This is a genomic window from Streptomyces sp. TOM-9 (assembly GCF_056858595.1).
The window spans coordinates 1,058,390-1,078,500 of sequence record NZ_JBXEQB010000001.1 but is presented as its reverse complement, the minus strand read 5'-3'; the positions used below and the strand labels follow the sequence as shown (position 1 = coordinate 1,078,500).

At 72.0% G+C, this 20,111-nt stretch carries 25 protein-coding genes; 18 read left to right on the top strand and 7 right to left on the bottom strand.

Going from position 1 to position 20,111, the window contains the following annotated elements:
- Positions 1 to 31: 31 nt before the first annotated feature.
- Positions 32 to 1,036: a phosphotransferase family protein gene (locus tag AC1VWI_RS05040; protein ID WP_499509697.1), complete on the bottom strand. Its 1,005-nt coding sequence runs from the start codon at positions 1,034 to 1,036 to the stop codon at positions 32 to 34.
- 113 nt (positions 1,037 to 1,149) lie between these two features.
- Positions 1,150 to 1,767: a hypothetical protein gene (locus AC1VWI_RS05035; RefSeq protein ID WP_499509696.1), complete on the bottom strand. Its 618-nt coding sequence runs from the start codon at positions 1,765 to 1,767 to the stop codon at positions 1,150 to 1,152.
- A gap of 164 nt (positions 1,768 to 1,931) precedes the next feature.
- Here AC1VWI_RS05035 and AC1VWI_RS05030 point away from each other — a divergent pair, with 164 nt between their 5' ends.
- The gene (locus AC1VWI_RS05030; RefSeq protein WP_499509695.1) at positions 1,932 to 3,293 is read left to right on the top strand and encodes a hypothetical protein; all 1,362 of its coding nucleotides are present in this window, start codon (positions 1,932 to 1,934) and stop codon (positions 3,291 to 3,293) included.
- Positions 3,294 to 3,324: 31 nt separating this feature from the next.
- Here the strand turns inward: AC1VWI_RS05030 and AC1VWI_RS05025 are convergent, their stop codons facing one another.
- Both AC1VWI_RS05025 and AC1VWI_RS05020 read right to left on the bottom strand, forming a co-directional pair.
- Positions 3,325 to 3,738, bottom strand: a complete 414-nt coding sequence (locus tag AC1VWI_RS05025; protein WP_499509694.1) for a (R)-mandelonitrile lyase — start codon at positions 3,736 to 3,738, stop codon at positions 3,325 to 3,327.
- 129 nt (positions 3,739 to 3,867) lie between these two features.
- Positions 3,868 to 4,491 (bottom strand): TetR/AcrR family transcriptional regulator, encoded by a 624-nt coding sequence (locus AC1VWI_RS05020; RefSeq protein WP_499509693.1) that lies wholly within the window; start codon positions 4,489 to 4,491, stop codon positions 3,868 to 3,870.
- Between the two features lie 72 nt (positions 4,492 to 4,563).
- Here AC1VWI_RS05020 and AC1VWI_RS05015 point away from each other — a divergent pair, with 72 nt between their 5' ends.
- From AC1VWI_RS05015 to AC1VWI_RS04985, 7 genes are all read left to right on the top strand, one after another.
- The gene (locus tag AC1VWI_RS05015; RefSeq protein WP_499509692.1) at positions 4,564 to 5,208 is read left to right on the top strand and encodes a hemerythrin domain-containing protein; all 645 of its coding nucleotides are present in this window, start codon (positions 4,564 to 4,566) and stop codon (positions 5,206 to 5,208) included.
- A gap of 303 nt (positions 5,209 to 5,511) precedes the next feature.
- Positions 5,512 to 5,778, top strand: coding sequence for a hypothetical protein (locus AC1VWI_RS05010; RefSeq protein WP_499509691.1), 267 nt, complete (start codon positions 5,512 to 5,514; stop codon positions 5,776 to 5,778).
- A gap of 37 nt (positions 5,779 to 5,815) precedes the next feature.
- Positions 5,816 to 6,730: an ABC transporter ATP-binding protein gene (locus AC1VWI_RS05005; protein ID WP_499509690.1), complete on the top strand. Its 915-nt coding sequence runs from the start codon at positions 5,816 to 5,818 to the stop codon at positions 6,728 to 6,730.
- On the top strand, positions 6,727 to 7,758 hold the full coding sequence (locus AC1VWI_RS05000; protein WP_499509689.1) for an ABC-2 membrane transporter-related protein: 1,032 nt from the start codon (positions 6,727 to 6,729) through the stop codon (positions 7,756 to 7,758). The genes AC1VWI_RS05005 and AC1VWI_RS05000 overlap by 4 nt, the downstream gene beginning before the upstream one ends.
- A gap of 166 nt (positions 7,759 to 7,924) precedes the next feature.
- Positions 7,925 to 8,680, top strand: coding sequence for an SDR family oxidoreductase (locus AC1VWI_RS04995; RefSeq protein WP_499516722.1), 756 nt, complete (start codon positions 7,925 to 7,927; stop codon positions 8,678 to 8,680).
- A gap of 123 nt (positions 8,681 to 8,803) precedes the next feature.
- A complete protein-coding gene (locus AC1VWI_RS04990; protein ID WP_499509688.1) occupies positions 8,804 to 9,643 on the top strand; it encodes a helix-turn-helix transcriptional regulator in 840 nt (279 codons plus the stop codon).
- 267 nt (positions 9,644 to 9,910) lie between these two features.
- Positions 9,911 to 11,101 carry a zinc-dependent alcohol dehydrogenase gene (locus AC1VWI_RS04985; protein WP_499509687.1) on the top strand — a complete coding sequence of 397 codons (1,191 nt, stop codon included), beginning with the start codon at positions 9,911 to 9,913 and terminating at the stop codon, positions 11,099 to 11,101.
- A 488-nt stretch (positions 11,102 to 11,589) separates the two neighbouring features.
- On the opposite strand, the gene AC1VWI_RS04980 is transcribed toward AC1VWI_RS04985, so the two are convergent.
- Positions 11,590 to 11,814, bottom strand: a complete 225-nt coding sequence (locus tag AC1VWI_RS04980) for a CDGSH iron-sulfur domain-containing protein (RefSeq protein WP_499509686.1) — start codon at positions 11,812 to 11,814, stop codon at positions 11,590 to 11,592.
- Positions 11,795 to 12,451 (bottom strand): HemK2/MTQ2 family protein methyltransferase, encoded by a 657-nt coding sequence (locus AC1VWI_RS04975; RefSeq protein ID WP_499509685.1) that lies wholly within the window; start codon positions 12,449 to 12,451, stop codon positions 11,795 to 11,797. Before AC1VWI_RS04975 ends, AC1VWI_RS04980 begins: the two co-directional genes overlap by 20 nt.
- A 215-nt stretch (positions 12,452 to 12,666) precedes the next feature.
- On the opposite strand from AC1VWI_RS04975, the gene AC1VWI_RS04970 reads away from it, so the two are divergent.
- The 10 genes from AC1VWI_RS04970 to AC1VWI_RS04925 all read left to right on the top strand — a co-directional run bounded on the left by AC1VWI_RS04970 (position 12,667) and on the right by AC1VWI_RS04925 (position 19,147).
- Positions 12,667 to 14,394, top strand: a complete 1,728-nt coding sequence (locus AC1VWI_RS04970; RefSeq protein ID WP_499509684.1) for a PP2C family protein-serine/threonine phosphatase — start codon at positions 12,667 to 12,669, stop codon at positions 14,392 to 14,394.
- A gap of 81 nt (positions 14,395 to 14,475) precedes the next feature.
- A complete protein-coding gene (locus tag AC1VWI_RS04965; RefSeq protein WP_499509683.1) occupies positions 14,476 to 15,633 on the top strand; it encodes a PP2C family protein-serine/threonine phosphatase in 1,158 nt (385 codons plus the stop codon).
- A 129-nt stretch (positions 15,634 to 15,762) separates the two neighbouring features.
- Positions 15,763 to 16,599 carry a Rieske (2Fe-2S) protein gene (locus AC1VWI_RS04960; protein ID WP_499509682.1) on the top strand — a complete coding sequence of 279 codons (837 nt, stop codon included), beginning with the start codon at positions 15,763 to 15,765 and terminating at the stop codon, positions 16,597 to 16,599.
- Between the two features lie 39 nt (positions 16,600 to 16,638).
- Complete coding sequence (locus AC1VWI_RS04955) at positions 16,639 to 17,115, top strand: hypothetical protein (RefSeq protein WP_499509681.1); 477 nt, start codon at positions 16,639 to 16,641, stop codon at positions 17,113 to 17,115.
- A 160-nt stretch (positions 17,116 to 17,275) separates the two neighbouring features.
- Positions 17,276 to 17,602, top strand: a complete 327-nt coding sequence (locus AC1VWI_RS04950; protein ID WP_499509680.1) for a plasmid stabilization protein — start codon at positions 17,276 to 17,278, stop codon at positions 17,600 to 17,602.
- Between the two features lie 30 nt (positions 17,603 to 17,632).
- On the top strand, positions 17,633 to 17,788 hold the full coding sequence (locus tag AC1VWI_RS04945) for a DUF6131 family protein (RefSeq protein ID WP_326579019.1): 156 nt from the start codon (positions 17,633 to 17,635) through the stop codon (positions 17,786 to 17,788).
- 263 nt (positions 17,789 to 18,051) lie between these two features.
- Positions 18,052 to 18,183: a hypothetical protein gene (locus AC1VWI_RS04940; protein WP_499509679.1), complete on the top strand. Its 132-nt coding sequence runs from the start codon at positions 18,052 to 18,054 to the stop codon at positions 18,181 to 18,183.
- Between the two features lie 78 nt (positions 18,184 to 18,261).
- Positions 18,262 to 18,492 carry a DUF6480 family protein gene (locus tag AC1VWI_RS04935; protein WP_499509678.1) on the top strand — a complete coding sequence of 77 codons (231 nt, stop codon included), beginning with the start codon at positions 18,262 to 18,264 and terminating at the stop codon, positions 18,490 to 18,492.
- Between the two features lie 51 nt (positions 18,493 to 18,543).
- Entirely contained in the window at positions 18,544 to 18,759 is a 216-nt protein-coding gene (locus AC1VWI_RS04930) for a hypervirulence associated TUDOR domain-containing protein (RefSeq protein WP_499509677.1), read from the top strand.
- Positions 18,760 to 18,973: 214 nt separating this feature from the next.
- Positions 18,974 to 19,147, top strand: coding sequence for a hypothetical protein (locus tag AC1VWI_RS04925; protein ID WP_499509676.1), 174 nt, complete (start codon positions 18,974 to 18,976; stop codon positions 19,145 to 19,147).
- A 309-nt stretch (positions 19,148 to 19,456) separates the two neighbouring features.
- Here AC1VWI_RS04925 and AC1VWI_RS04920 read toward each other — a convergent pair whose 3' ends face one another.
- Positions 19,457 to 20,017, bottom strand: a complete 561-nt coding sequence (locus AC1VWI_RS04920) for a hemerythrin domain-containing protein (RefSeq protein ID WP_499509675.1) — start codon at positions 20,015 to 20,017, stop codon at positions 19,457 to 19,459.
- Positions 20,018 to 20,111 lie beyond the last annotated feature (94 nt).

Here is a 20,111-nt window from a genome sequence, read left to right as displayed (position 1 = left end):
GCCTTCGCGAGCGCCGGGAAGGCCGCCCGCTTCAGCCGGGCAGGTCCAGTTCCGCCAGCACGCCTGCCATGCCTCCGTACGTGCCGTGGACCCCAGCGGTGCTGGCCAGGCGATGGTGTTCCAGCCGGATCGCACCGAGGTGACGCGCCCGGTACACGTGGGAGCGCCACACCGCGGCGGGCGAGTCCGCCGGTGAGCCGTAGCCGTCGGCGTCCCAGAACGCGTCCCGCTCGCTGCCGGGCCTGGCCCGTGCCATGTGGATCGTCCAGTCCGCCGCCGGATCGCCCCACAAGGTCCGGTCCAGGTCCAGGACCCCGGTGATCCGGGGCTCGGGAGAACCTTCGGCGATCAGGACGTTCACGGTCCACAGGTCGCCGGCGAGCATGCGTGGCTCGGTGACCTCGTCGAGCACCGCACGGCGTTCCATGGCCACGGCCGCCACCTTGCGGAGATCCGCCGCGTCCAGGCCGACGCCGTCGAGGTCGGTGGCGATGTCCTCGATCGAGGTCACGACCGCCTCGCTCCACGTGGCGTACCCGGGACCGGCGACCGGCCCGAAGTGCGGGCCGCGCACCGAGTGCACCGTCCTGGCCACCGCGCCCAGTTGCCGGAAGAAGCCCGGCCAGGCCGATCGGGGGTACGCGTCCAGATGGCCCGGCGCCGGCACACCGTCGAGCAGGCTCTGCACCATCCAGTCCCGCCCGATCACCTCGTGCGACCAGTCGGCGGCGATCACGCGCGGCATCAACGGGGCGACCACCGACAGCCACGGCACGCTCGCGTACTCGTTGCGCATCAGCTCCCGCTCGGACAGGAACTGCCTGCGTGGCTCCGGTGCGACGCGCAGGATCACCGGCCGTTGCCGCCCGGCCAGTGTGAGGCGGTACGTGTTGTTGTACATCCCCAGGCCCAGCTCCACGGCCGAGACGACCCGGGCCGCGGCCCCGAAGGCGCGGCCGGCGACGGCCTGGATCTCCTGCGCGGACAGGCCCTGCTGAAAAGCGTGTTCGGCGCGCAGGATCGGCTCGAAGTCCACATCCGTCCTTCCCCGGCCCACCGGCCGCCACCTGAGCCGTGCCACCCGGCTGCGCCCGACAGCACCGAGACTAGCCGTATGGGCCTGGAGCGCCGGACGGTGCAGGGCGCCCGTCAGCCGCTGGTCCCCGCGAAGAGACCGGCCGGGTCCCGGGCGGCGCCGTCGCCGTTCGCCGGGAGGTCGCCGCGCTCGGGCCGACCCCGGCCGCCCCCGTCCTCGGACGGCAGGACACGGGCGGACTCCGCGTCGGAGGCCCGGTGGACGTGTTCGGCGGCCTGCCGCAGGACGTCGCGCCCGACGGTGCCCGGATCCGCGGACAGCCGGATCACGCGGCCCGCGTCCTCCAGCACGTACGAGTGCGACGTACTCGTCGCCCGGTACCAGTGGTTCCCCTCCTGCTCGCAGGTCGCCTGATCGGTTCCCGTCCCGCCGGTGTCCTCGGCGCAACCGTCCGGGCCGCTGAAAGCGCGCTCGTCGACCCGCAGTTCGATGGTCCCTCCCTCCGGGCCGCTGTACGAGACCCCGAACCCGTGGTCGCCGATGACGCCGACGGACTGGAGGGCGACGCGGTAGCCGGGGACGTCGGTGACGTACACCATGGCTGGCTCGATCCCCAGGGACCGCGCCCTGCTCTCGAGTGCGGCCCCGTTCGCGGACTGCGTCCCGCAGGCGGACAGCGCCAACAGAGCCGACAGGAGGAGCGGTTGCAGAGCCGATCGGGTGTGCGCCATGCGTTCATGATCTCCTGTCCGATGGTGGGCGGAGGGTGATTCCGCGTCAGCGGGGAGCGGCTGTCACTCCGGGCTGCGCTGGCCGGCTCGTAGACGTCGATCGGTGCCGCTGCCTTGTACCCCCGACCGGTGGAAGGCCGCTGCCGCGCCGCTACGTTGGGCGCATGACGAGCCTCACGCATCCGCGGCTCTCCGGGCTGGGGAGCAATCCCGCGGTTTCCGACGACGTCCTGGTGCGCCTGGCCGCGCACGCCGCCGGTCGGCACGGGGTGGAGCTGCGCGCGGATCGGCTGGCGGACGAGGTCGTCGAGGCCCTGCTGGCGCACGGCGGGAGCGACAGCGCGGTGCTCCTGCGCCGGGACCTGATCTCGCCGCGGATGCGCCGCAGGATCGCCGGGCATCCCGATGCGGCGATCCGTGACGCACACGCGGACTTCGTCCGCTCCATGGTCGACCGTGGGGTGCCGATCGGCATCGACGCTCTCGAGGAGGTCTATGGCGAGCGCCGCACGGCACTCGCCGGCGCGCCGGACCCGAAGCTGCGTGCCGCGGTCGCGCGGACCTGGTGGGAGCGGCCCGTCGAGGTGCAGGTGGCCATGCTCGCCGACCCTGATCCGCAGGTCCGGGCGGCCGCGACGAGGCACGAGCGACCGGGGGTTCCGCCGGAGTGGTGGGACCGGTGCCTCGCCGACCCCGCCACCCGTGCCAACGTGGCGTGCCATGTCCCGCTCACGGGGGAGCAGTTCCTCGCGCTCATGCGAGACGGGGACGAGGACGCCCGGCAGGCTGTCGCCGGAAACCCGCACCTGACGGCCGACATGGTGGCCCGGCTCCTGGACGCGGACGACCCGGTCGTCCGCTTCGTGGCCGCCCAAAGCCGTCACGTGGACCGCGGGACGAGGGACCGGGTGTACGCCTCCGTCGAGGCGGAGAGCGCAGGCGGCAGCATGGGCGCCGACCTGGCGTTGAGCTGGCCCGTCGCGCCACCGCACTGGTTGCGTGAGGTGCCCCTCGAGGAACGCCTGACGTACCTGGACTGCCGCCACGTGGCATTCCGGCGGGTACTGGCCTCCTGCCGCGACCTGCCCGAGGAGGCGTGGCAACGGCTCGACGACGACCCCGACCTCAACGTCCGCCGCATCGCCGCCCGTCGGCCCGACACTCCCCCGGAGGTCCTGGAACGGCTCGTACGTGCCCACGGTGACGAATTCCGCGTACGGCCTCCGCTCGTCGAGCACCCCCACTTCCCCCGCCACACGCTGCGTACGTTCGCCGACGAACCGGATGCCCGTGTGCGTTACGTCGCCCTGCAGGACCCCGAACTGCCCTGGCCGCTCCTGGAGCGACTTGCCGCCGCGGAGGAGTCCTTCCTGCGCCAAGCGGTCGCGCGGCACCCCAACATCACGGATGCGCTGCTGGAACGACTGCTCCGCGACCCGGATCCGGAGGTCGTGCACCGTGCCGCCGCCAACCCCGTGCTGCGCCCTGAGCGGATGCACCGCATCCTCGCCGACGCCGGTCTGTGAAGCCGGACCGTGCCCGAGCGGTGGCGTGGGGTCAGTGGCTCCGGGTGCGGGGACCGCGGTACTGCTCGTCGGCGACCTTCTCCAGCCACGTGGTCTCCGGACGGTCGTCCCCCGGGCCCTCCCACATCGCGAGGTGCTGCATGAACCTCTCCGGCGTCGCGCCGTGCCAGTGGTCCTCATCGGGCGGGCAGGCGACCGTCTCACCGGGGTGGACCTCGAAGAGCGTCCCGTCGCGGGTGCCGACCAGGGCGACGCCCTCGACGACGTGCAGGGTCTGGCCGACGGCGTGACGGTGCCAGGCCGTGCGGGCGCCGGGGGAGAAGCGGACCATGTTCGCACGCATCCGCGAGGGCTCCACGCCCGCGAGGATCACGTCGAACCACACGTCCCCGGTGAACCATTCCTCAGGACCCCTGACGGTGGGCCTGGACGTCACGAATTCCATGAGTCCTCCTTCGGCGTCGGGTAGTCGCGGGCGACGGCGCATGCGCGGTGCCGCGCTTTCCAGGCTGGCACCCCGGCCCCCGACGCACAGCCCGACGACCAGGCCCCGGCCGGAACGACCGAAGTCGCCTCAGGCCGGCTTGAGCAGTTCCCGGCAGGCGGCACGGGCGATCCAGGTCTGGGCGCGGTCGAAGGCCCAGCCCCGTTCACCGACGAGCGTGATCCAGGCGTGCGGGCCGAGGTGGAACCACAGCACGTCGACGGCCTCGGCGCGACTCACCTCGGAGCGGAGCGCGTCGAGCGCCACGAGGCGGTCCGCGACCCGGTTCAGGGCCTGGACGTAGTCGTCCGCCCCCTTGTCCAGCACCGCCTTGACGGCCGGCTCCCCGGGCGGATCCCGGTAGAAGAGCCCGTACACCAGCTCCCAGTGGCGTTCGTGCGTGAGCCGAGTGCCCGCGGCGGTCAGCCCGATGACGGCGCGCGGGTCGTCGCTGGTGTCGACGGCGGCGAGGGAGTCGGCGATGGCGGGGTCGGTGAGGGCCGGCTCCAGCAAGGCCGTCAGGATCTTCGGCTTGTTCCCCACGCTGCTGTACACCGTGGGCACGGCGACCTTCCCCGCCTCCGCGATCTCCCCGATGGTCACCCCGACGTACCCACGGGCGAGGAAGAGCGCCTGGGCGCTGTTCAGGATCGCTTCGCGCGTGCTCGCGGCCGAATGGGCGCGCAGCGGGGAGTGGTACTTCCGGCTCGTCACGGACGCATCGTACCCCTCCACCGTAAGTGACTATATTGACAATAACTATTTCTAATGAATATGTTCCGCTCCATGAACCACTCCTCCCAAGAGCCCATGGCCGTCATCGAGACCCGGCTCGCCCACGAGGTCCACCGCGTGGCCACGACACTGCTGGCGGAAGCGGCCGTTCGGCCTTCCGCACCCCTGGGCACGCTGGCCCAGCTGCGTGACTTCCTCGTGGTGAACCTCCGCCACCACCACGAGACCGAGGACGAGGACCTGTGGCCGCGGATCCTGACGACGGCACCGGCGGCCGCGGACGCGCTCAAGGAGCTGAGCGCGGAACACGAGCGCCTGGAGGAGGGCCTCGACCGGCTCGCCACCGTCGAGCTGGGCGACGGGGAGGGCGACGGAGCCCGGGCCGCGCTCCGCGAGGCGGCCGTCGCCGTGCGCGACACGGTGCACAGCCACCTGGCCCACGAAGAGCCCGTCCTCTTCCCGGCACTGCGGGAGCACATCACCCCCGAGTACTGGGCGGACTTCTCGCAGCGGGTGATCGCCACCACGCCGCCCGTGGCCGGACACCTCATGATCGGATTCCTGGACGAGGTGGGGTCCACCGAGGAGGTCGCACTCATGCTCGCCGCCCTCCCGGAGCCGGTGCGGCCGCTCGTGCCCCTGCTGCGGCAGCAGGCGGCGGACGACCTCCGGAGCCTGCGCGGCGGCGAGGCCTGACCTGCGCACGAGGGGCGGGGTGCCCAGGTCAGGCCTGCGGACGGACGCCGGGCGGCCCCGCCCCGAGGGCGGATTCGGCAAGCGGGAGCGGGGCCGCATCTCCAGGGTGCGCCCCGGAGCGGCCCGGGACACTTCGGGGCGCACGGACACCGGCGAACCGCCCGCGGGCGACCCGCCGGGCCCGGGCGGCGCGAAGCAATAGACGAAGGTATGGGTGCCGTCGCCGGTCGCGACTTTCGTCACCCGTGGAACGCAGACTTTCTGCCGAAGCCCGGCGCCGGCCCGCGCCATAACGTCGTTTCCATGAACCGAACTTCGCGTACGGACACCGTCCTCCCGGCCCAGCGACCCGCACTGCTCGCCGCCGGCCTGCTCGGTGCGGCGCTCCTCCTGCTGGGCGGTGTGCCGCTGGCCGGGCGACTGCTCGCCCATCTGACGCTGTGGGGCGCCGCTCTGCCCGTCCCCGGACTGCCCCACCTGGCCCTCTTCGCCGTGGGCGCCGCGCTGCTGGCCCTGTTCTGGCGACGCCGGTACGCCGCGGCCCCGGCCGCCCCTCCGGCCGGTGAATGACCAGGACGCACAGGAAGACCACACGGACCACCACGTCATGACCGATTCCCCCAACGTCCCCGCCATCGAGACCATCGGGCTGGGCAGGCGCTACCGCCGCGGGTGGGCGCTGCGCGACACCTCCTTCCGCCTGCCCGCGGGGCGCGTCTGCGCGCTCGTCGGCCCCAACGGCGCGGGCAAGACGACCCTGCTGTCCCTGGCCGCCGACCTGATCACGCCGTCCACCGGCACGATCACGCTGTCCGGGCACCGTCCCGGCAGCGCGCGGGCCCGCCAGAGCACCGCGTTCCTCAGCCAGCAGAAGGCCCTCTACCCGCGGTTCCGCGTCAGCGAGGTCCTGCGCATGGGCCAGGAGTTGAACCCCACCTGGCACCAGGAGACCGCCGAGTCCGTCATCGACGCCGGCGGGGTCCCCCTGAACGCCCGGGTCGGCACCCTCTCCGGCGGACAGGCCACCCGCGTCGCCTTCGCCCTCGCCCTGGGCAAGCGCCCCCGACTGATGCTCCTGGACGAGCCGATGGCCGACCTGGACCCCCTGGTCCGGCACCAGATGACCGACATCCTCCAGGCCGAGGCCCGGCGGCACGGTTCGACCGTCGTGATGTCCTCGCACCTGGTCTCCGAGCTGGAGAGCGCCTGCGACTACCTCGTGCTCGTCAACAACGGCACCGTCCGGCTGGCCGGCGAGGTGGAACTCCTCCTCGCCGGGCACCGGCAGCTCACCACGCGCCGGCGGGAGGACCTGGACGGCCACCAGGTCATCGCGACCACCGGCAGCGAGGGAGCGTTCACCTCGCTGGTGCGGACCCCCGACGCACCGCCCCCCGACGCCGACCACCGCGCCCCCACCCTGGAGGAACTCGTCCTCGGGTACCTCAGGACGCCCGACGCACCCGCGCTGTTCACCCCGAGCGCGCAGGTCGGCACCGGCCGCGAGGTGGTGGCGGCATGAGCATCGGGACCCGCACCGGCACGCCCATCGGCACACCCATGGGCACGCGCACCGCCGTCCGCCGCCGACCGCGACTGCACGGGCTGACCTGGCTGATCTGGCGGCAGAACCGCACCGCCTTCTGGATCGGACTGGCGGCCGCGGCAACGATCGCCGTCTACGCCGTCGTACAGCACCAGCACGTAGCCGCGGCCGTCGCCGCGCAGCACCTCGACGCCTGCCACGGCCACGAGTACTCCGACTCCTGCCTCGGCCGCCTCAACACGTTCGGGCAGCGGTACCAGTTCCCGATGCGGCGGCCACTCCAGGCGATGCTGCTGCTGCCGTTCCTGTTCGGGCTGTTCCTCGGCGGGCCGCAGCTCGCGCAGGAGCTGGAATCGGGCACGTACCGCACGGTGGCCACCCAGTCCGTGACCCGCATGCGCTGGTTCGCGGCGAAGCTGGGCGTGCCGCTCGCCATGACCGCGGTCGTCAGCGGCGTCATCGCCGCCGCCATGACCTGGTGGTGGCACCCGGTCGCCAAGGCCATGGGCCCCCTGTTCGACTGGCACATGTGGTACCCGTTCTACGGGGTCGGGCCGCTCGTCGTCGGCCTCAGCGTCCTGCTCTACCTCCTCGGGACGACCCTCGGCCTCGTCCTGCGCCGTACCGTGCCGGCCATGGGCGCGACCCTCGTCACCGGCGCCGGGCTGTTCGCCCTGCTGGAGGCGGTCCGGCCCGGCATCTGGCCGGTCAGCACCGCGTACGCGCAGCACACCTCGGAACCGCCGGCCCCCAGGACCGCGTGGCTGCTGGCGGACGGCCCGCTGTCCAAGGACGGGCGGCGCGTGCCCGAGGCCTGGGACTGCTACGCCGCCGGGAACGTGAAGCAGTGCCTCGCCTCCCGCGGCGTCACCGGCCGCTGGGCGGAGTACCACCCCGCGTCGGACTTCTGGCCGCTGCAATGGACGGCCACGGGCCTGTGCCTGGCACTGGGCGTCGCGTTGATCGCCCTGTCCGTGTGGTGGATCCGCCGGAACCCGGCCTGACCGGATCCGCGCTCCCGGGGCGACCCCGCCAAAGGGGGATCGGCGCTCCCTGGATCGGTGATGCCTTCATCCGTGCGGCGCCCCCGCCGAACCTGGTGGTGAGCGGTTCGGGGCCCGGCCAGGGCCCCGACCGCGGACCGAGGATGCAGGAGAGCTGAACATGAGCGTGAACACGATCGCGGTGATCACCGGCGGCAACCGGGGACTGGGCCGGGCCACGGCCCTCGCCCTGGGCGCCGCGGGGACGGACGTCGTCCTCACCTACCGGAGCAGCGAGAAGGAAGCCGAGGAGGTGGTGGAGGCACTGACCGCCATGGGGCGCCGGGCGGCCGCGCTGCGGCTGGACACCACCGCGTTCACGGACTTCCCGGCCTTCACGCGGACGCTGGGCGACACCCTGCGCAGCACGTGGGGGCGCGAGTCGTTCGACTTCCTGGTCAACAACGCGGGCGTGGGGGCGGTGAGCCCGCTGGGCGCCACCAGTGCCGAGACCTTCGACCTGATGGTCGACGTGCACTTCAAGGGCGTGTTCTTCCTGACCCAGGAGCTGCTCCCGCTGCTCGCGGACGGCGGGCGGATCGTCAACACCTCCACCGGACTGACACGGTTCGTGGGCGAGGGCTGGTCGGTGTACGCGGCGGTCAAGTCGGCCGTCGAGACCTACACCCGGTACCTGGCCAAGGAGCTGGGCCCGCGGCGCATCAGCGTCAACGCGGTCGCGCCGGGTCCGGTCGCGACCGACTTCGGCGGCGGGATGATCCGTGACGACGAGGGGCTGCGCACGGCGATGGCCGAGCGGGCGGCGCTCGGCCGCGTCGGGGAGCCGGAGGACATCGGGCCGGTGGTGGCCGCCCTGCTGGCACCGGGCACCGGCTGGATCACCGGCCAGCGCGTCGAGGCCTCCGGCGGCACGCTCCTGTAGCCCGCCGGTACGCCCGCCCGTACGCCCACCCATTCGCCCGGCCGCCTGCCCGCGGCCGGGCGTACCCTTCGGACCGAGCGGCCGGGGCGCACCCGGCCGCGGCAGTCGCGACGAGGAAACACCATGGACCGAGCACAACTGGCCGACTTCCTGCACACCCGGCGGGAGGCGCTCCAGCCGGAGGACGTGGGCCTGCCGCGCGGGCCGCGCCGCCGCACCCGCGGCCTGCGCAGGGAGGAGGCCGCCGTGCTGTGCGGCATGTCCACGGACTACTACGCCCGGCTGGAGCAGCAGCGCGGCCCGCAGCCGTCCGAGCCGATGCTCGCGGCCATCGCCCGGGGGCTGCGGCTGTCCCTGGACGAACGCGACCACCTGTTCCGGCTGGCCGGGCACAACACCCCCGGCCGGGCACTGCGCGGCGACCACGTCAGCCCGGGCATGATGCGCATCCTGGACCGGCTCGCGGACACCCCGGCCCAGGTGATCACCGCGCTGGGGGAGACCCTGCTGCAGACGCGCCTGTCGGTCGCGCTGCTCGGGGACGAGACACGCTTCACCGGACCGGCCCGCAGCTTCGTCTACCGCTGGTTCACCGACCCCGCCGCCAGGCATGCCTACCACGAGGGCGACCGGCCCGGGCTGAGCCGCCGCTTCGTCGCCGACCTGCGCGCGGTCTACTCCCGGCTCGGCGCGGACTCGCGGGCCGGGGCCATCGTCGAGGCCTTGCTCGCGCAGAGCCCGGAGTTCCGCGACCTGTGGCAGGCACACGAGATCGGCGTGCGGTGCGGCGAGGTGAAGCGGCTGCTCCACCCGGAGCTGGGGCTGCTCGAACTGAACTGCCAGGTGCTGTACGACGCCGACCAGGCCCAGTCCCTGCTCGTCTACACCGCCACCCCGGGCTCGGAGACCCACGAGAAGCTGCAACTGCTCCCGGTGCTCGGCGACCGCGCGCCCGGCACCTGAGCCGCGGCTGCCCGGCCGCGGCGGGCGGGCTCACGGTTCGCCGTGGCCGTGGCGCCCTGGCCACGAGGGCGGCGGCGGTAGCGTCGTCCGCTTCTGCTCGTCGGTGAACCGCCTAGGTGCCCCGGTCATGCGTATCCGGAACGTACGGTCTCCAACGCCTCCGTGCGCGGATCGGCCGGATGACGGCACGCACCGGCGGTTCACCGGCGTGTCCTCGGGTACCCGATGGTCCTGCCGTGAAGGACAACCGCGAGGAAGTGATCGATCATGCGGGCGACCGTGTGGCACGGCAAACACGACGTACGGGTCGAGACCGTGCCCGACCCCCGGATCGAAGAGCCGACCGACGCGGTGGTGCGCGTGACGTCCACCGGCCTGTGCGGATCGGACCTGCACCTGTACGAGGTCCTCGCCCCGCTCATGACGCCCGGCGACATCCTGGGGCACGAACCCATGGGCATCGTCGAGGAGACCGGCTCCGAGGTGGACAACATCTCTCCGGGTGACCGGGTGGTGGTGCCGTTCCAGATCGCCTGCGGCACCTGCTACATGTGCCGCGAGGGGCTGCCGACGCAGTGCGAGACGACCCAGGTCACCGAGTACGGCTGCGGGGCGGAGCTCTTCGGCTACACCAAGCTCTACGGGCGCGTCCCCGGGGCTCAAGCGGAGTACCTGCGGGTGCCGCAGGCGCAGTTCGGCCCGATCAAGGTTCCGGACGGGCCACCCGACGACCGGTACGTCTACCTCTCGGACGTCCTGCCCACGGCCTGGCAGGCGGTGAAGTACGCCGACGTCCCCCAGGGCGGCAGCGTGGTCGTCCTGGGCCTGGGGCCGATCGGCGACATGTGCTGCCGCGTCGCCCGCCACCTGGGCGCGGGCAAGGTCATCGGGGTCGACCACGTACCGGAACGGCTGACCAGGGCGCGCCGTGACGGCGCCCAGGTCTTCAGCCTCGACGAGTACGAGCACCGGGACGATCTCGTGAAGGCCGTCCGGAACGCCACCGACGGCCGCGGCCCGGACGCCGTGATCGACGCGGTGGGTACCGAGGCCCACGGCAGCACCCTCGGGAAGCTGGTCCAGCAGTCCGCCGGCCTGCTTCCACGCGCCTGGGCGGCCAAGCTCATGCAGACCGCGGGCGTCGACCGCCTCGGGGCTCTGCACCTGGCCATCGAACTGGTCCGCCGCGGCGGCACGATCTCGGTGAGCGGCGTGTACGGCGGCATGACCGACCCGCTGCCGATGCTGACCCTGTTCGACAAGCAGATCCAGTTGCGCATGGGCCAGGCGAACGTGCGGCGCTGGAGCGACGAGATCCTCCCGCTCCTGACCGACGAGGACCCGCTCGGCGTCGACGGCTTCGCCACACACCACGTCTCGCTGGAGGAGGCCCCCCAGGCCTACGACATGTTCCAGAAGAAGGCCGACGGCGCCATCAAGGTCCTCATGCACCCGTGAGCGGCGATCCCGCCGGGGAACCCACCGAGCATCCCAAGCCTCCCCACGTCGGGAGGGTCCGTCTGCCATGCCGCGGCGGCCTGGCGGGCGGCTGAGTTCACCCGGTTGTCCCATCAAGGCGGATGCCGCCGTGCCGATACCGCGGTAGTGCGCTGAGGAATCCGATCGACAGGCTCCCTGCGTCCCGCGGCCCCGGGACGTACCCTCCGTTGAAGCTCTGCCCGCCCCGGAAGCGGCTTGGGCACGTGGCTTGGACCAGAGTGATGTGCTGCTGCACGTCGTGCGGGAGCTGTGCGCCCGCGGTCTGCTCACCGTGGGTCCCCCGAGCACCGATTCCGAGGCGCGGATCGTGGCTGACCATCGCCGCTGAGGTCCGGCTTCCGACGCTGAGACGCCACAAAAGTGGCGCCGGGGCGACACCGGGCAGTCATCGAAGGCCCGCATGCCGTCCTCACCGCCGCGAGCCGGGCAACCGCCGTTCCGGCCACCTAATCCGCGGGAGCCGGGGCAGGACGGGCGCGCCGGCGATGGCTGGTGTCGCACCACGGGTACGTGCGGCTGCGGCGGCAGGCGCAGACAGCCACGACGAAGCGGTCGGAACGCACGACACGGCCGTCGTCCAGGATCACCTCGACGGGGCCCTCGAACAGGATCGGGCCGTCCCGGGTGATCGTCACGCGCGTCGGCTCCGGTTCACCGTTCACGTTCGGCACGGATCACCACCAGCTCTTCCTTCTCTTCCCCCGGAACTATCAATCCCCGCGCTTCCAGCCATGCCGACCGGTCGCGCAGCACAGGACCGAAGGGGATGTACCGGCGCTCGGTGACCGCGGCCCGCAGTCCGGCGTGACCTAGCCGGCCCAGGGTGCGCTCGACACAGCAGAGAGCCGAGTGGACCAGGAGCAGGACTCCTCCCGGGGCGAGCAGCGGCGGCGCGTCGGAGCAGATCCGGTCCAGCAGCGCCCGGCCGTCGGACCCCGCATCCCACGCCAGGGCGCGACCGCGGGTCGGCAGGCCCGCCTGCGGCGACGGAACGTACGGCGGATTGGCTGTGATGAGGTCGAAGCGGTGGCCCTTCACCGGTGCGGTGAGGTCGCCGCGCAGGACCTTGACGCGCAGTCCGTTGAGGCGGGCGTTGAGCCACGTGGTGCACACCGCGCCCAGGGATACGTCCACGGCGGTCACCTGCGCAGCGCCGCGCTCGGCGGCGGTCAGGGCCAGCGCTCCGCTGCCCGTTCCCAGATCGAGGACTTCGGTGCCGTCGGCGAGAGGCTCCCGCTTCAGCGCCTCTTCGAGGAGGAGCGTGTCGTCCTGGGGGCAGTACACCCCTGGTGGGGACAAAAGCCACATAGGGCACGACTACCCCGCGGCCCCGGAACTATCATGGATCTGAGGGCAAGGTACGGGACCGGCCGCTCCGTGTGGGCGGCCTCCTCCAGGTTCTGCGCCATCGTGCCGGGCGCTGTCGTCGCGCCTTTTCGTCGGCGAGAGCGTGAGCCGACCGCATGGGATCCTGGTGCGCGGGTAAGCCGAGACAGCTGGGTTGCACCGGAGGACAGGGGAGCATGGACGCCGTCGTACCGGAGACCGGATCGCGCTTCCTGGAGGGATCGCGGGCACTGCGCTTCGCCGCGGCCGACGGCCTCCTGGGAGGCGTGATGGCGCCCGCCTACGTGGTGGACGGCGCGGGGCTGATCATCGCGGCCAACGACGCCGCAGCGACCCTCCTCCAACGGTCCACCGCGGATCTCCTCGATCAGGACGCCCATGACCTGCTGCACCGCGACAGCCATGGCCGCACCCTGCCGCGCTCCCGTTGCGAGATGCGTGACGCCCTGCTCACGGAACGCACCCGGCACGGCGACGTCGGGTGGTTCGCCCGCGGGGACGGCAGCCTGCTCGGGCTGTCCTGGTTCCTGACGCCGTACGCCCTGGGGCCCGGAAGGCCGGGGGCCCTGGTCATGCTCTACCAGCGGCCGGAGGCAGCACATCCCCAGGGGCCGGCAGCGGGGCTCTCGACGCCGCTGACGGAGCTCGACCGTCTCGCCCTCCTCGCGGAGACCACCACCCAGCTCACCTCGACACTCGACGTGAACGAGGCGCTGCACCGCCTGGCCGCCCTCACCGTGCCGTTGCTGGCGGACTGGGCGGTCGTCGACCTCCTCACCGAGAACGAGGAGGTGCGGCGCGCCCTGGTGGTCCAGCACAAGGACGGCCTCCTGATCGAGCGCGCGGACCTGCAAGGGCCCATGCCGCCGGTGCCGCAGGAATCCCCGATGCCGCTGTCCCGCGCATTGCGCGGCGCCGCGTCGACCATCGCCACCGCCTCGACCTACCACGGCCCTCCGGACTCCGGGATCGCGGTCGAGCAGCACCGGCTCTTCGAGCGGACGGGCATGCACTCCGCGGCCATCGCCCCGATCCGTGGGCTGCGGGACGTGCTCGGGGCGCTCACGCTGGGCCGCTCGGAACGCCCGGACGGCTTCACCGCCGGCGACCTGCCGCTGCTGGAGGACGTGACCCGCCGGGCGGGGCTGGCGCTGGACAACGCCCGCCTCTACCAGCGGCAGCGCAAGGTCTCCGAGACCATGCAGCGTCACCTGCTGCCCCAGATGCCCACGATCCCCGGCCTGCAGATGACCGCCAGGTACGTCCCGGCCCCGCAGGCCTCGCAGGTCGGCGGTGACTGGTACGACGCGTTCCCGCTCGTCGACGGTGCCACCGCACTGGCCATAGGCGACGTCGTCGGACACGATCTCGACGCCGCCGGCGGCATGGCGCAGGTCCGGAACATGCTGCGCGCCTTCGCATGGTCGGATCCCGAGTCACCCAGCGCCGTCGTCACGCGCCTCGACCAGGCCGTCATGCACACCGCCGAAGTGCCCATGGCGACGATGATCTTCGCGCGGCTCTCCAGCACCGATGACGGGCTGTGGCGACTGGAGTGGACCAATGCCGGCCATCCGCCGCCGCTCCTGGTGACCCACGACGGGCAGACCAGCTTCCTCACCGAGGGCCACGGCATCCTGCTCGGCACGGGCGCCGACAAGCCGCGCCAGGACGCCGTCGTCACCCTGCCCCCGCAGGCCACCCTCGTGCTGTACACCGACGGGCTGGTCGAGTCGACCAGGCACTCCATCGACGTCGGCCTCGACCGTCTCCGCCAGCACGCCGCTTCCCTGGCCCGGCGCCCCCTGGACTCGTTCAGCGACTCGCTGCTGAGCCAGGTCCGCCCCCAGGACAACGACGACGACGTCGCCTTCCTCGCCCTGCGCACACCCGCCGCCCCGTAGGACCGGGCCGGCCGCCGTCGGAGGGTCCTGTGAGTGAAGCGGCCAGGGCGGGAAGAAGTGCAGGGAGCAAGGGAGGTCGCCGTGGCGCATGACCAGCTCGGGCTCGACGGCGTACTCACGGCGGCGGAGGCAGCCTCGCCGGTGAACTCGCTGGACGTGGTGGCGCGCAACCTGCGGGAGCGGTTCGGGGCCCGCTCGGTGTCGTTGCTGCTCCCCGACATCATCGGCCAGAAGATGGTGCGGGTCAGCGAGGATGCGGACTCGCAGCAGGTCAAGAGCGCCGATCAGATTCCGTTGCACGGCAGCGTCTACCACGACGTACTGCGCAGCCAGCAGGTGACGCGGGTACCCGGCGACGGGACGGGCGAGCGGGTGATCGCGCCCGTCACCAACCGGGGCGACACGATCGGGGTGCTGGAGCTGATCCTGCCGGACGCCACCGACGACGTGCTGGGGCAGGTTGCCGAGGCAGCGCTCGCGCTGGCCTACATCGTCGTGACCGATCGCCGGTTCACCGACGTCTACCACTGGGGCAAGCGCACGACGCCGATGACCTTGGCAGCCGAGGTCCAGCGGCAGTTGCTGCCCACGGCTTCCTGCTGCACGGTGAACGAGTTCACCGTCGCCGGGGCACTGGTGCCCGCGGATTCCATCGGCGGTGACACCTACGACTTCACCCTGGACTACGACACGCTGCACCTGTCGATCACCGACGCGATGGGTCACGACATCAGGTCGGCGATGCTGGCCACCATCCTGGTGAACGCCTCCCGACGCGCCCGCCGTGCCGGGTGCGACCTGGCGGAGCAGGCCCGCCAGATGCACGAGGCGATCCTGGAGCACGGCAGTCACGGGCTGGCCACCGGGCAGCTGGTCCGTGTCGCCCTGGACGGAACCGGCTGTCAATTGGTCAACGCGGGGCACCCATGGCCCCTGCGCCTGCGCGACGGAACGGTCGAGGAACTGCGCCTCTCCGTCGACCTTCCCTTCGGCGTCCCTTCCCCGGCTCCCCACCGGGTTCAAGACCTCGACGTGCGCGCCGGGGACCGGCTCGTGCTCTACACCGACGGCATGCAGGAGCGCCGGGCCCGCGGCGTGGACCTGGCCGTCATGCTCCGCGACTCCGCCGCCGAGCACCCCCGCGAAGTGGTCCAGACGATGACGTCCGCCGTGTCCGTCGCCTGCCACGGCCACCTGGAGGACGACGCCTCGATCGTGTGCCTGGACTGGCGTGCGTAGAAGGCCACGGTTGCCGCACGGCCGGATGCCGGGTTTGTCGTGGAGCGAGGAGGAAAGCCGCTCCACATGAGGCTTATGAGGCTTACGAGTGAAAAGCAAGGGTCCCCGAACGCCGCCCTTCCTGCGGCGATGGACACCCTCGAAGGGCAGGAGTGGCTCGACGGGCTTGCCGCCGTCGTCCGTAAGGCCGTGCGAGCCCTGCCCCTGGGCCGGGGGCGTGACGCGCTGCGCGGCCTGTGGCTCGGCCACCCCGTGCACCCGGTACTCGTCCAGGTGCCGATCGGCGCCTGGACCTCCGCCGGGGTGCTCGACCTGCTCCCCGGCGAGAGCCGCGCCGCCCGCCGTCTGGTGGCGCTGGGCCTGGTCTCCGCGGTGCCGGCGGCCCTGGCCGGATGGGTGGACTGGGCGGAGCAGCGTCCCCGGCAGGCCCGGGTGGGTCTGTTCCACGCGACCGCCAACGCCGTCGCCGTCACCGCGTACGCGTGCTCACTGGCGGCCCGGATCAAGGGCCGCCCGATCCTCGGCCGGGCCCTCGGCTTCGGCGGCATGACCGTGGCCACGGTGGGCGGGGTGCTCGGCGGTCACCTCGCCTACCGGCAGGGCGCCGGCGTGAACCACGCTGAGGCGGTGCCGGTGCTGGTGGAGCCGGGCTGGCATCGCGTCGGCGTGCCGCAGGACTTCCCGTTCGGCGAGCCGGTGCGGCGGATGGCCGACGAGGCGGCGGTGGTCGTGGTCCGCGCGGACGACGGGCGGTTCCACGCCCTGGCCGACCGCTGCAACCACATGGACGGCCCCCTGCACGAGGGCAAGGTCATCGAGGGCTGCCTCGAATGTCCCTGGCACGGCAGCCAGTTCCGCCTGTCGGACGGTGCGAACGTCCAGGGGCCGGCGACCGCGCCGCAGCCCCGCTTCGAGTGCCGGATAGCCGCCGACGGGCAGGTCGAGGTCCGGCTCGCGCGGTCCTGAGCCACCCTGGGCCACCCTGAGTCACGAGGAGGAACTGCCATGAGTCAGCAGGCTCTCGAGATCTACATGAACGACCATCTGGCGGGCTCCACCACCGGGCAGCTGATCTCACGTCACCTCGCCGACCACCACCGCTCCAAGCCGCACGGCGACGAACTGCGGCGCGTGGCGGACGAGATCGCCGAGGACCGGCAGAGCCTCCTCGACCTGATGGCCGCGCTCGACGTCCCGGCGCGGCGTCACAAGGTCTACGCGGGATGGCTCGCCGAGAAGGCGCGCCTGCTCAAGCTCAACGGCCGGGTCGTCCGCCGCTCCGGCCTGAGCACGGTCATCGAACTGGAGGCGCTGCGCCTGGGCATCGAGGGGAAGAGCCTGCTGTGGCAGTCGCTTCTGTCGCTCACACCGAAGAAGGATCTGGACGAGGACCGGCTGCGCACCCTCCTGGACCGCGCGCAGGAGCAGATCGACACGGTGGAGACCGTACGCCGCGAAGCCGTCGGTGCCGGCCTGGGGTGATCCCGGCCGCCGCTACGGCCGCAACGGCGTGCTGTCACGCGCTCCGTGGCAATGCCTGTGGCATCTTCCGCCGTCAGGCCGTTCGGGTGAAAAGTGTGATGATCCTCCGTTTCGGGGTAGCCGTGACTCAAGACCAAGATGAGCAAATGGGGTGAATCACATGCCCGCAGGGTCGAGTCGCAAGCGGGAGCGGCAGTACGAGCACATCAAGGAGAGCGCCGAGAACCGGGGCGAGAGCGAGAAGCGGGCCAAGGAGATCGCCGCCCGTACGGTCAACAAGGAACGCGCCCGGGCGGGTGAGTCCAAGACCGCCAGCCGCTCCTCCATCGAGGACATGTCCTCGGGCGAACGCGGCGGACAGCGCTCCGGCAAGGGTTCCCAGGGACCCACTCGCGACCAGCTCTACGCCGAGGCCAAGCGCCGCAACGTCGACGGTCGCTCCCACATGAACAAGGCCGAACTCCAACGCGCCCTCGGCGACAGCTGAGCGCACGCGGGTCAACCAGCGGAGGACATCATGCTCATCCTCGGCATCATCCTGCTGATCATCGGCTTCCTCACCGGGATCTCGATCCTGTGGACCATCGGGATCATCCTCGTGGTCATCGGCCTCGTGCTCTGGGTGCTGGGCGCCGTGGGGCACAGCGTCGGCGGGCGCAAGCACTACTGGTAGGCGGCGCGGGTCCGGTCGTCAGCCGATCCGGAGGCCGCGCGCGACCGCCACGGCGGCCGCGCGCGGCCACGGCCGTGGTGACGCGACACCCGGGTCTGCCCTGACCGGCTTCCCGTCAAGGCCGCGGGGCAGGGACCGCCATGGCGGACCATGACGCCTCGCCCTACGTCCCCGAGGACGCGGACCTTCGTCGGCCCCGCCGGGAAGGTGCTGCACAGGGCACTGGACGAGTCCGGGATCGATCCGGCCGACCGACGCCGGGCGTGCCCCTCGACGGGGCGCACGTCCTCGCCACCGTCCACCCCTCCGCCGTACTGCGCACCGGCGAGAACCGCGAGGAGATGTACGCCGGGCTGGTGGCGGACCTGCGCGTGGTGGGCGACGCCCTCGGATGATCGGATTCCGTTTCCCGGGCCGGGTCCCGGGCAGATGCTCAGCAGATGCACCGACCGCGTCCCTCTGGGAGGTGTGCCATGAGCACGCCGCATGCAGCCGACCGTTCCGCCCCGAGCAGCAGTGCCGAACGCAAGGTGCCTCCCACGGAGACACCACCGGCGGAAAGCAGCACCACCCACGGGATCTCCCTCCCCGAGCGGCCGGAACTTCGCAAGGCGTGGGGATTCACGCCGCTGGTGTTGATCTTCTGCGTCGTCGCGATCTTCCTCGCGGGAGTGATCGCCATGATCGTCGCACTCTCCTCCTAGGTGTGGCGCAGGGGCACCCGGACATACGAACGCCTTCGCGAGGAGGAATCCATGGCCGAGCGCGACCTGGGCAAGGGCGACGAGGTGTCGTGGAAGAGCCACGGCCAGAAGGTGACCGGCAAGGTCAAGAAGAAGGTCACCAAACGGACCCGGGCGGTGGGCCGCACTGTCGACGCCTCGAGTGCGGAACCGCAATACGAGGTCGAGAGCGACAAGTCCGGGCGCTCGGCGGTTCACAAGCCGGGGGCACTGGGCAAGGACGGGTGAGCCGTCGCCGGCAGGGCCCAAGGACGGGAAGTCGGGGATGAGGCCGTGGGCGCAGCGACCGCGGCGAGAGCGTAGGCCACGCCCCGGGTCGGCGTATCGGCACGCTGCTGCGCTCCAACGAGGGCGGCCTCAGCCAGGGCTCCATGCGATGCCCGCCGTCCGCGGCGGATGTCACCGCGTCCGGTCGATACCGGGCACCCGAAAGGAGACACACATGAAGCGCGACGAGACACCCGAAGGTGCGGAGCACACCGCCCCGCCGCCGAAGGACCAGCAGGACCTCCAGCAGGCCCGCGGGCGCGATCCCGACTCGGCGGAACGGGGACGACAGGACACCGACGTTCCCGACGCCCCGCGCGACCTTCCACCGCAAGAACCCCCCGATTGACGATCGGGCCGACCGGGGAACACGAGGTGGTCCCGGACGCCGGGAGGGGGGACCCGGCGTCCGGGGCATTCACCCACCATCCGGCTGCCTCACCGCAGAATCCGGATGCCCCGGATTCGCGGTCCCACACGCGGGTGGAGGCCGTTTTCCCCGGACCTCATCGGGCAGCCGGCCACCAGGTCCCGCGGGCCGGCCCGCGGGAGGACCTGGTGGCCCATGTGGTCAGGGCCGAGGAGGCCGGCTTCGACTTCTCGGTGACCGCCCGCTCCGGCGGTCGCCCGCCGGAACGGCCCGTGAGGCGGGCTCGCGTCAGGAACGGCCGCGGCCGGTGATGAAGTCGCGTGCCCGGTCCACCAGTCCGGTCCCCGGTGCCAGGAGCTTGTTGCCGGGCGGGGTGTCCGGGGCGCTGGGGTGCGGGCGGGTCGGGGCAACCTTCTTGGCCCGGCGGACCTGGTCCCCGAGCTCGTAGAGCTGCTCGGGCGTGCAGGCCTGCGCCAGGCCTGGGAAGAGCTGCTGCTCCTCCTCCCTGACGTGCTCGGTGACATCGGTGATCAACTTTCCCACCATTTCGTCGAACCGGGCGTCGTCGATGTCGACGTCCTCCAGGTCCTTGAGGACCTGTTCGACCTCGGCGTGTTCCTGGATCTCCTTGTCGGCCAGGGCGTCCCCGCCGGGCAGGTGCTTCCGGACGGCCGGGTAGAGGTACATCTCCTCGGCCACCGAGTGGCGTACGAGTTCGATGGTGACCTCGTCGAGCACGTTCCGGCGTTCCTTGTCACCCGCGGGCAGGGCCCGCAGACGGGCGAAGCACTCCTCCACCTCGCGGTGGTCGGCTGTGAGTTCTGCGATCACGTTTCCGCCGTGTCCCATCACATGACTCCCTTCCGGGTCGGTGTGCGGTCGACGGTCTTCTCCGGGGCTGCTTCCCGGTCCCACGCAGGACACGCCCCTTTGCCGGTCATTC

What these genes read in the sequence shown, in the direction of transcription:
- AC1VWI_RS05035 (WP_499509696.1), bottom strand. Translation starts at nt 1,767, where the DNA reads ATGGCGCACACCCGATCGGCTCTGCAACCGCTCCTCCTGTCGGCTCTG.
- AC1VWI_RS05030 (WP_499509695.1), top strand. Translation starts at nt 1,932, where the DNA reads ATGACGAGCCTCACGCATCCGCGGCTCTCCGGGCTGGGGAGCAATCCC.
- AC1VWI_RS05025 (WP_499509694.1), bottom strand. Translation starts at nt 3,738, where the DNA reads ATGGAATTCGTGACGTCCAGGCCCACCGTCAGGGGTCCTGAGGAATGG.
- AC1VWI_RS05015 (WP_499509692.1), top strand. Translation starts at nt 4,564, where the DNA reads ATGAACCACTCCTCCCAAGAGCCCATGGCCGTCATCGAGACCCGGCTC.
- AC1VWI_RS05010 (WP_499509691.1), top strand. Translation starts at nt 5,512, where the DNA reads ATGAACCGAACTTCGCGTACGGACACCGTCCTCCCGGCCCAGCGACCC.
- AC1VWI_RS05005 (WP_499509690.1), top strand. Translation starts at nt 5,816, where the DNA reads ATGACCGATTCCCCCAACGTCCCCGCCATCGAGACCATCGGGCTGGGC.
- AC1VWI_RS05000 (WP_499509689.1), top strand. Translation starts at nt 6,727, where the DNA reads ATGAGCATCGGGACCCGCACCGGCACGCCCATCGGCACACCCATGGGC.
- AC1VWI_RS04990 (WP_499509688.1), top strand. Translation starts at nt 8,804, where the DNA reads ATGGACCGAGCACAACTGGCCGACTTCCTGCACACCCGGCGGGAGGCG.
- AC1VWI_RS04985 (WP_499509687.1), top strand. Translation starts at nt 9,911, where the DNA reads ATGCGGGCGACCGTGTGGCACGGCAAACACGACGTACGGGTCGAGACC.
- AC1VWI_RS04975 (WP_499509685.1), bottom strand. Translation starts at nt 12,451, where the DNA reads ATGTGGCTTTTGTCCCCACCAGGGGTGTACTGCCCCCAGGACGACACG.
- AC1VWI_RS04970 (WP_499509684.1), top strand. Translation starts at nt 12,667, where the DNA reads ATGGACGCCGTCGTACCGGAGACCGGATCGCGCTTCCTGGAGGGATCG.
- AC1VWI_RS04960 (WP_499509682.1), top strand. Translation starts at nt 15,763, where the DNA reads ATGGACACCCTCGAAGGGCAGGAGTGGCTCGACGGGCTTGCCGCCGTC.
- AC1VWI_RS04955 (WP_499509681.1), top strand. Translation starts at nt 16,639, where the DNA reads ATGAGTCAGCAGGCTCTCGAGATCTACATGAACGACCATCTGGCGGGC.
- AC1VWI_RS04950 (WP_499509680.1), top strand. Translation starts at nt 17,276, where the DNA reads ATGCCCGCAGGGTCGAGTCGCAAGCGGGAGCGGCAGTACGAGCACATC.
- AC1VWI_RS04945 (WP_326579019.1), top strand. Translation starts at nt 17,633, where the DNA reads ATGCTCATCCTCGGCATCATCCTGCTGATCATCGGCTTCCTCACCGGG.
- AC1VWI_RS04935 (WP_499509678.1), top strand. Translation starts at nt 18,262, where the DNA reads ATGAGCACGCCGCATGCAGCCGACCGTTCCGCCCCGAGCAGCAGTGCC.
- AC1VWI_RS04930 (WP_499509677.1), top strand. Translation starts at nt 18,544, where the DNA reads ATGGCCGAGCGCGACCTGGGCAAGGGCGACGAGGTGTCGTGGAAGAGC.
- AC1VWI_RS04925 (WP_499509676.1), top strand. Translation starts at nt 18,974, where the DNA reads ATGAAGCGCGACGAGACACCCGAAGGTGCGGAGCACACCGCCCCGCCG.
- AC1VWI_RS04920 (WP_499509675.1), bottom strand. Translation starts at nt 20,017, where the DNA reads ATGGGACACGGCGGAAACGTGATCGCAGAACTCACAGCCGACCACCGC.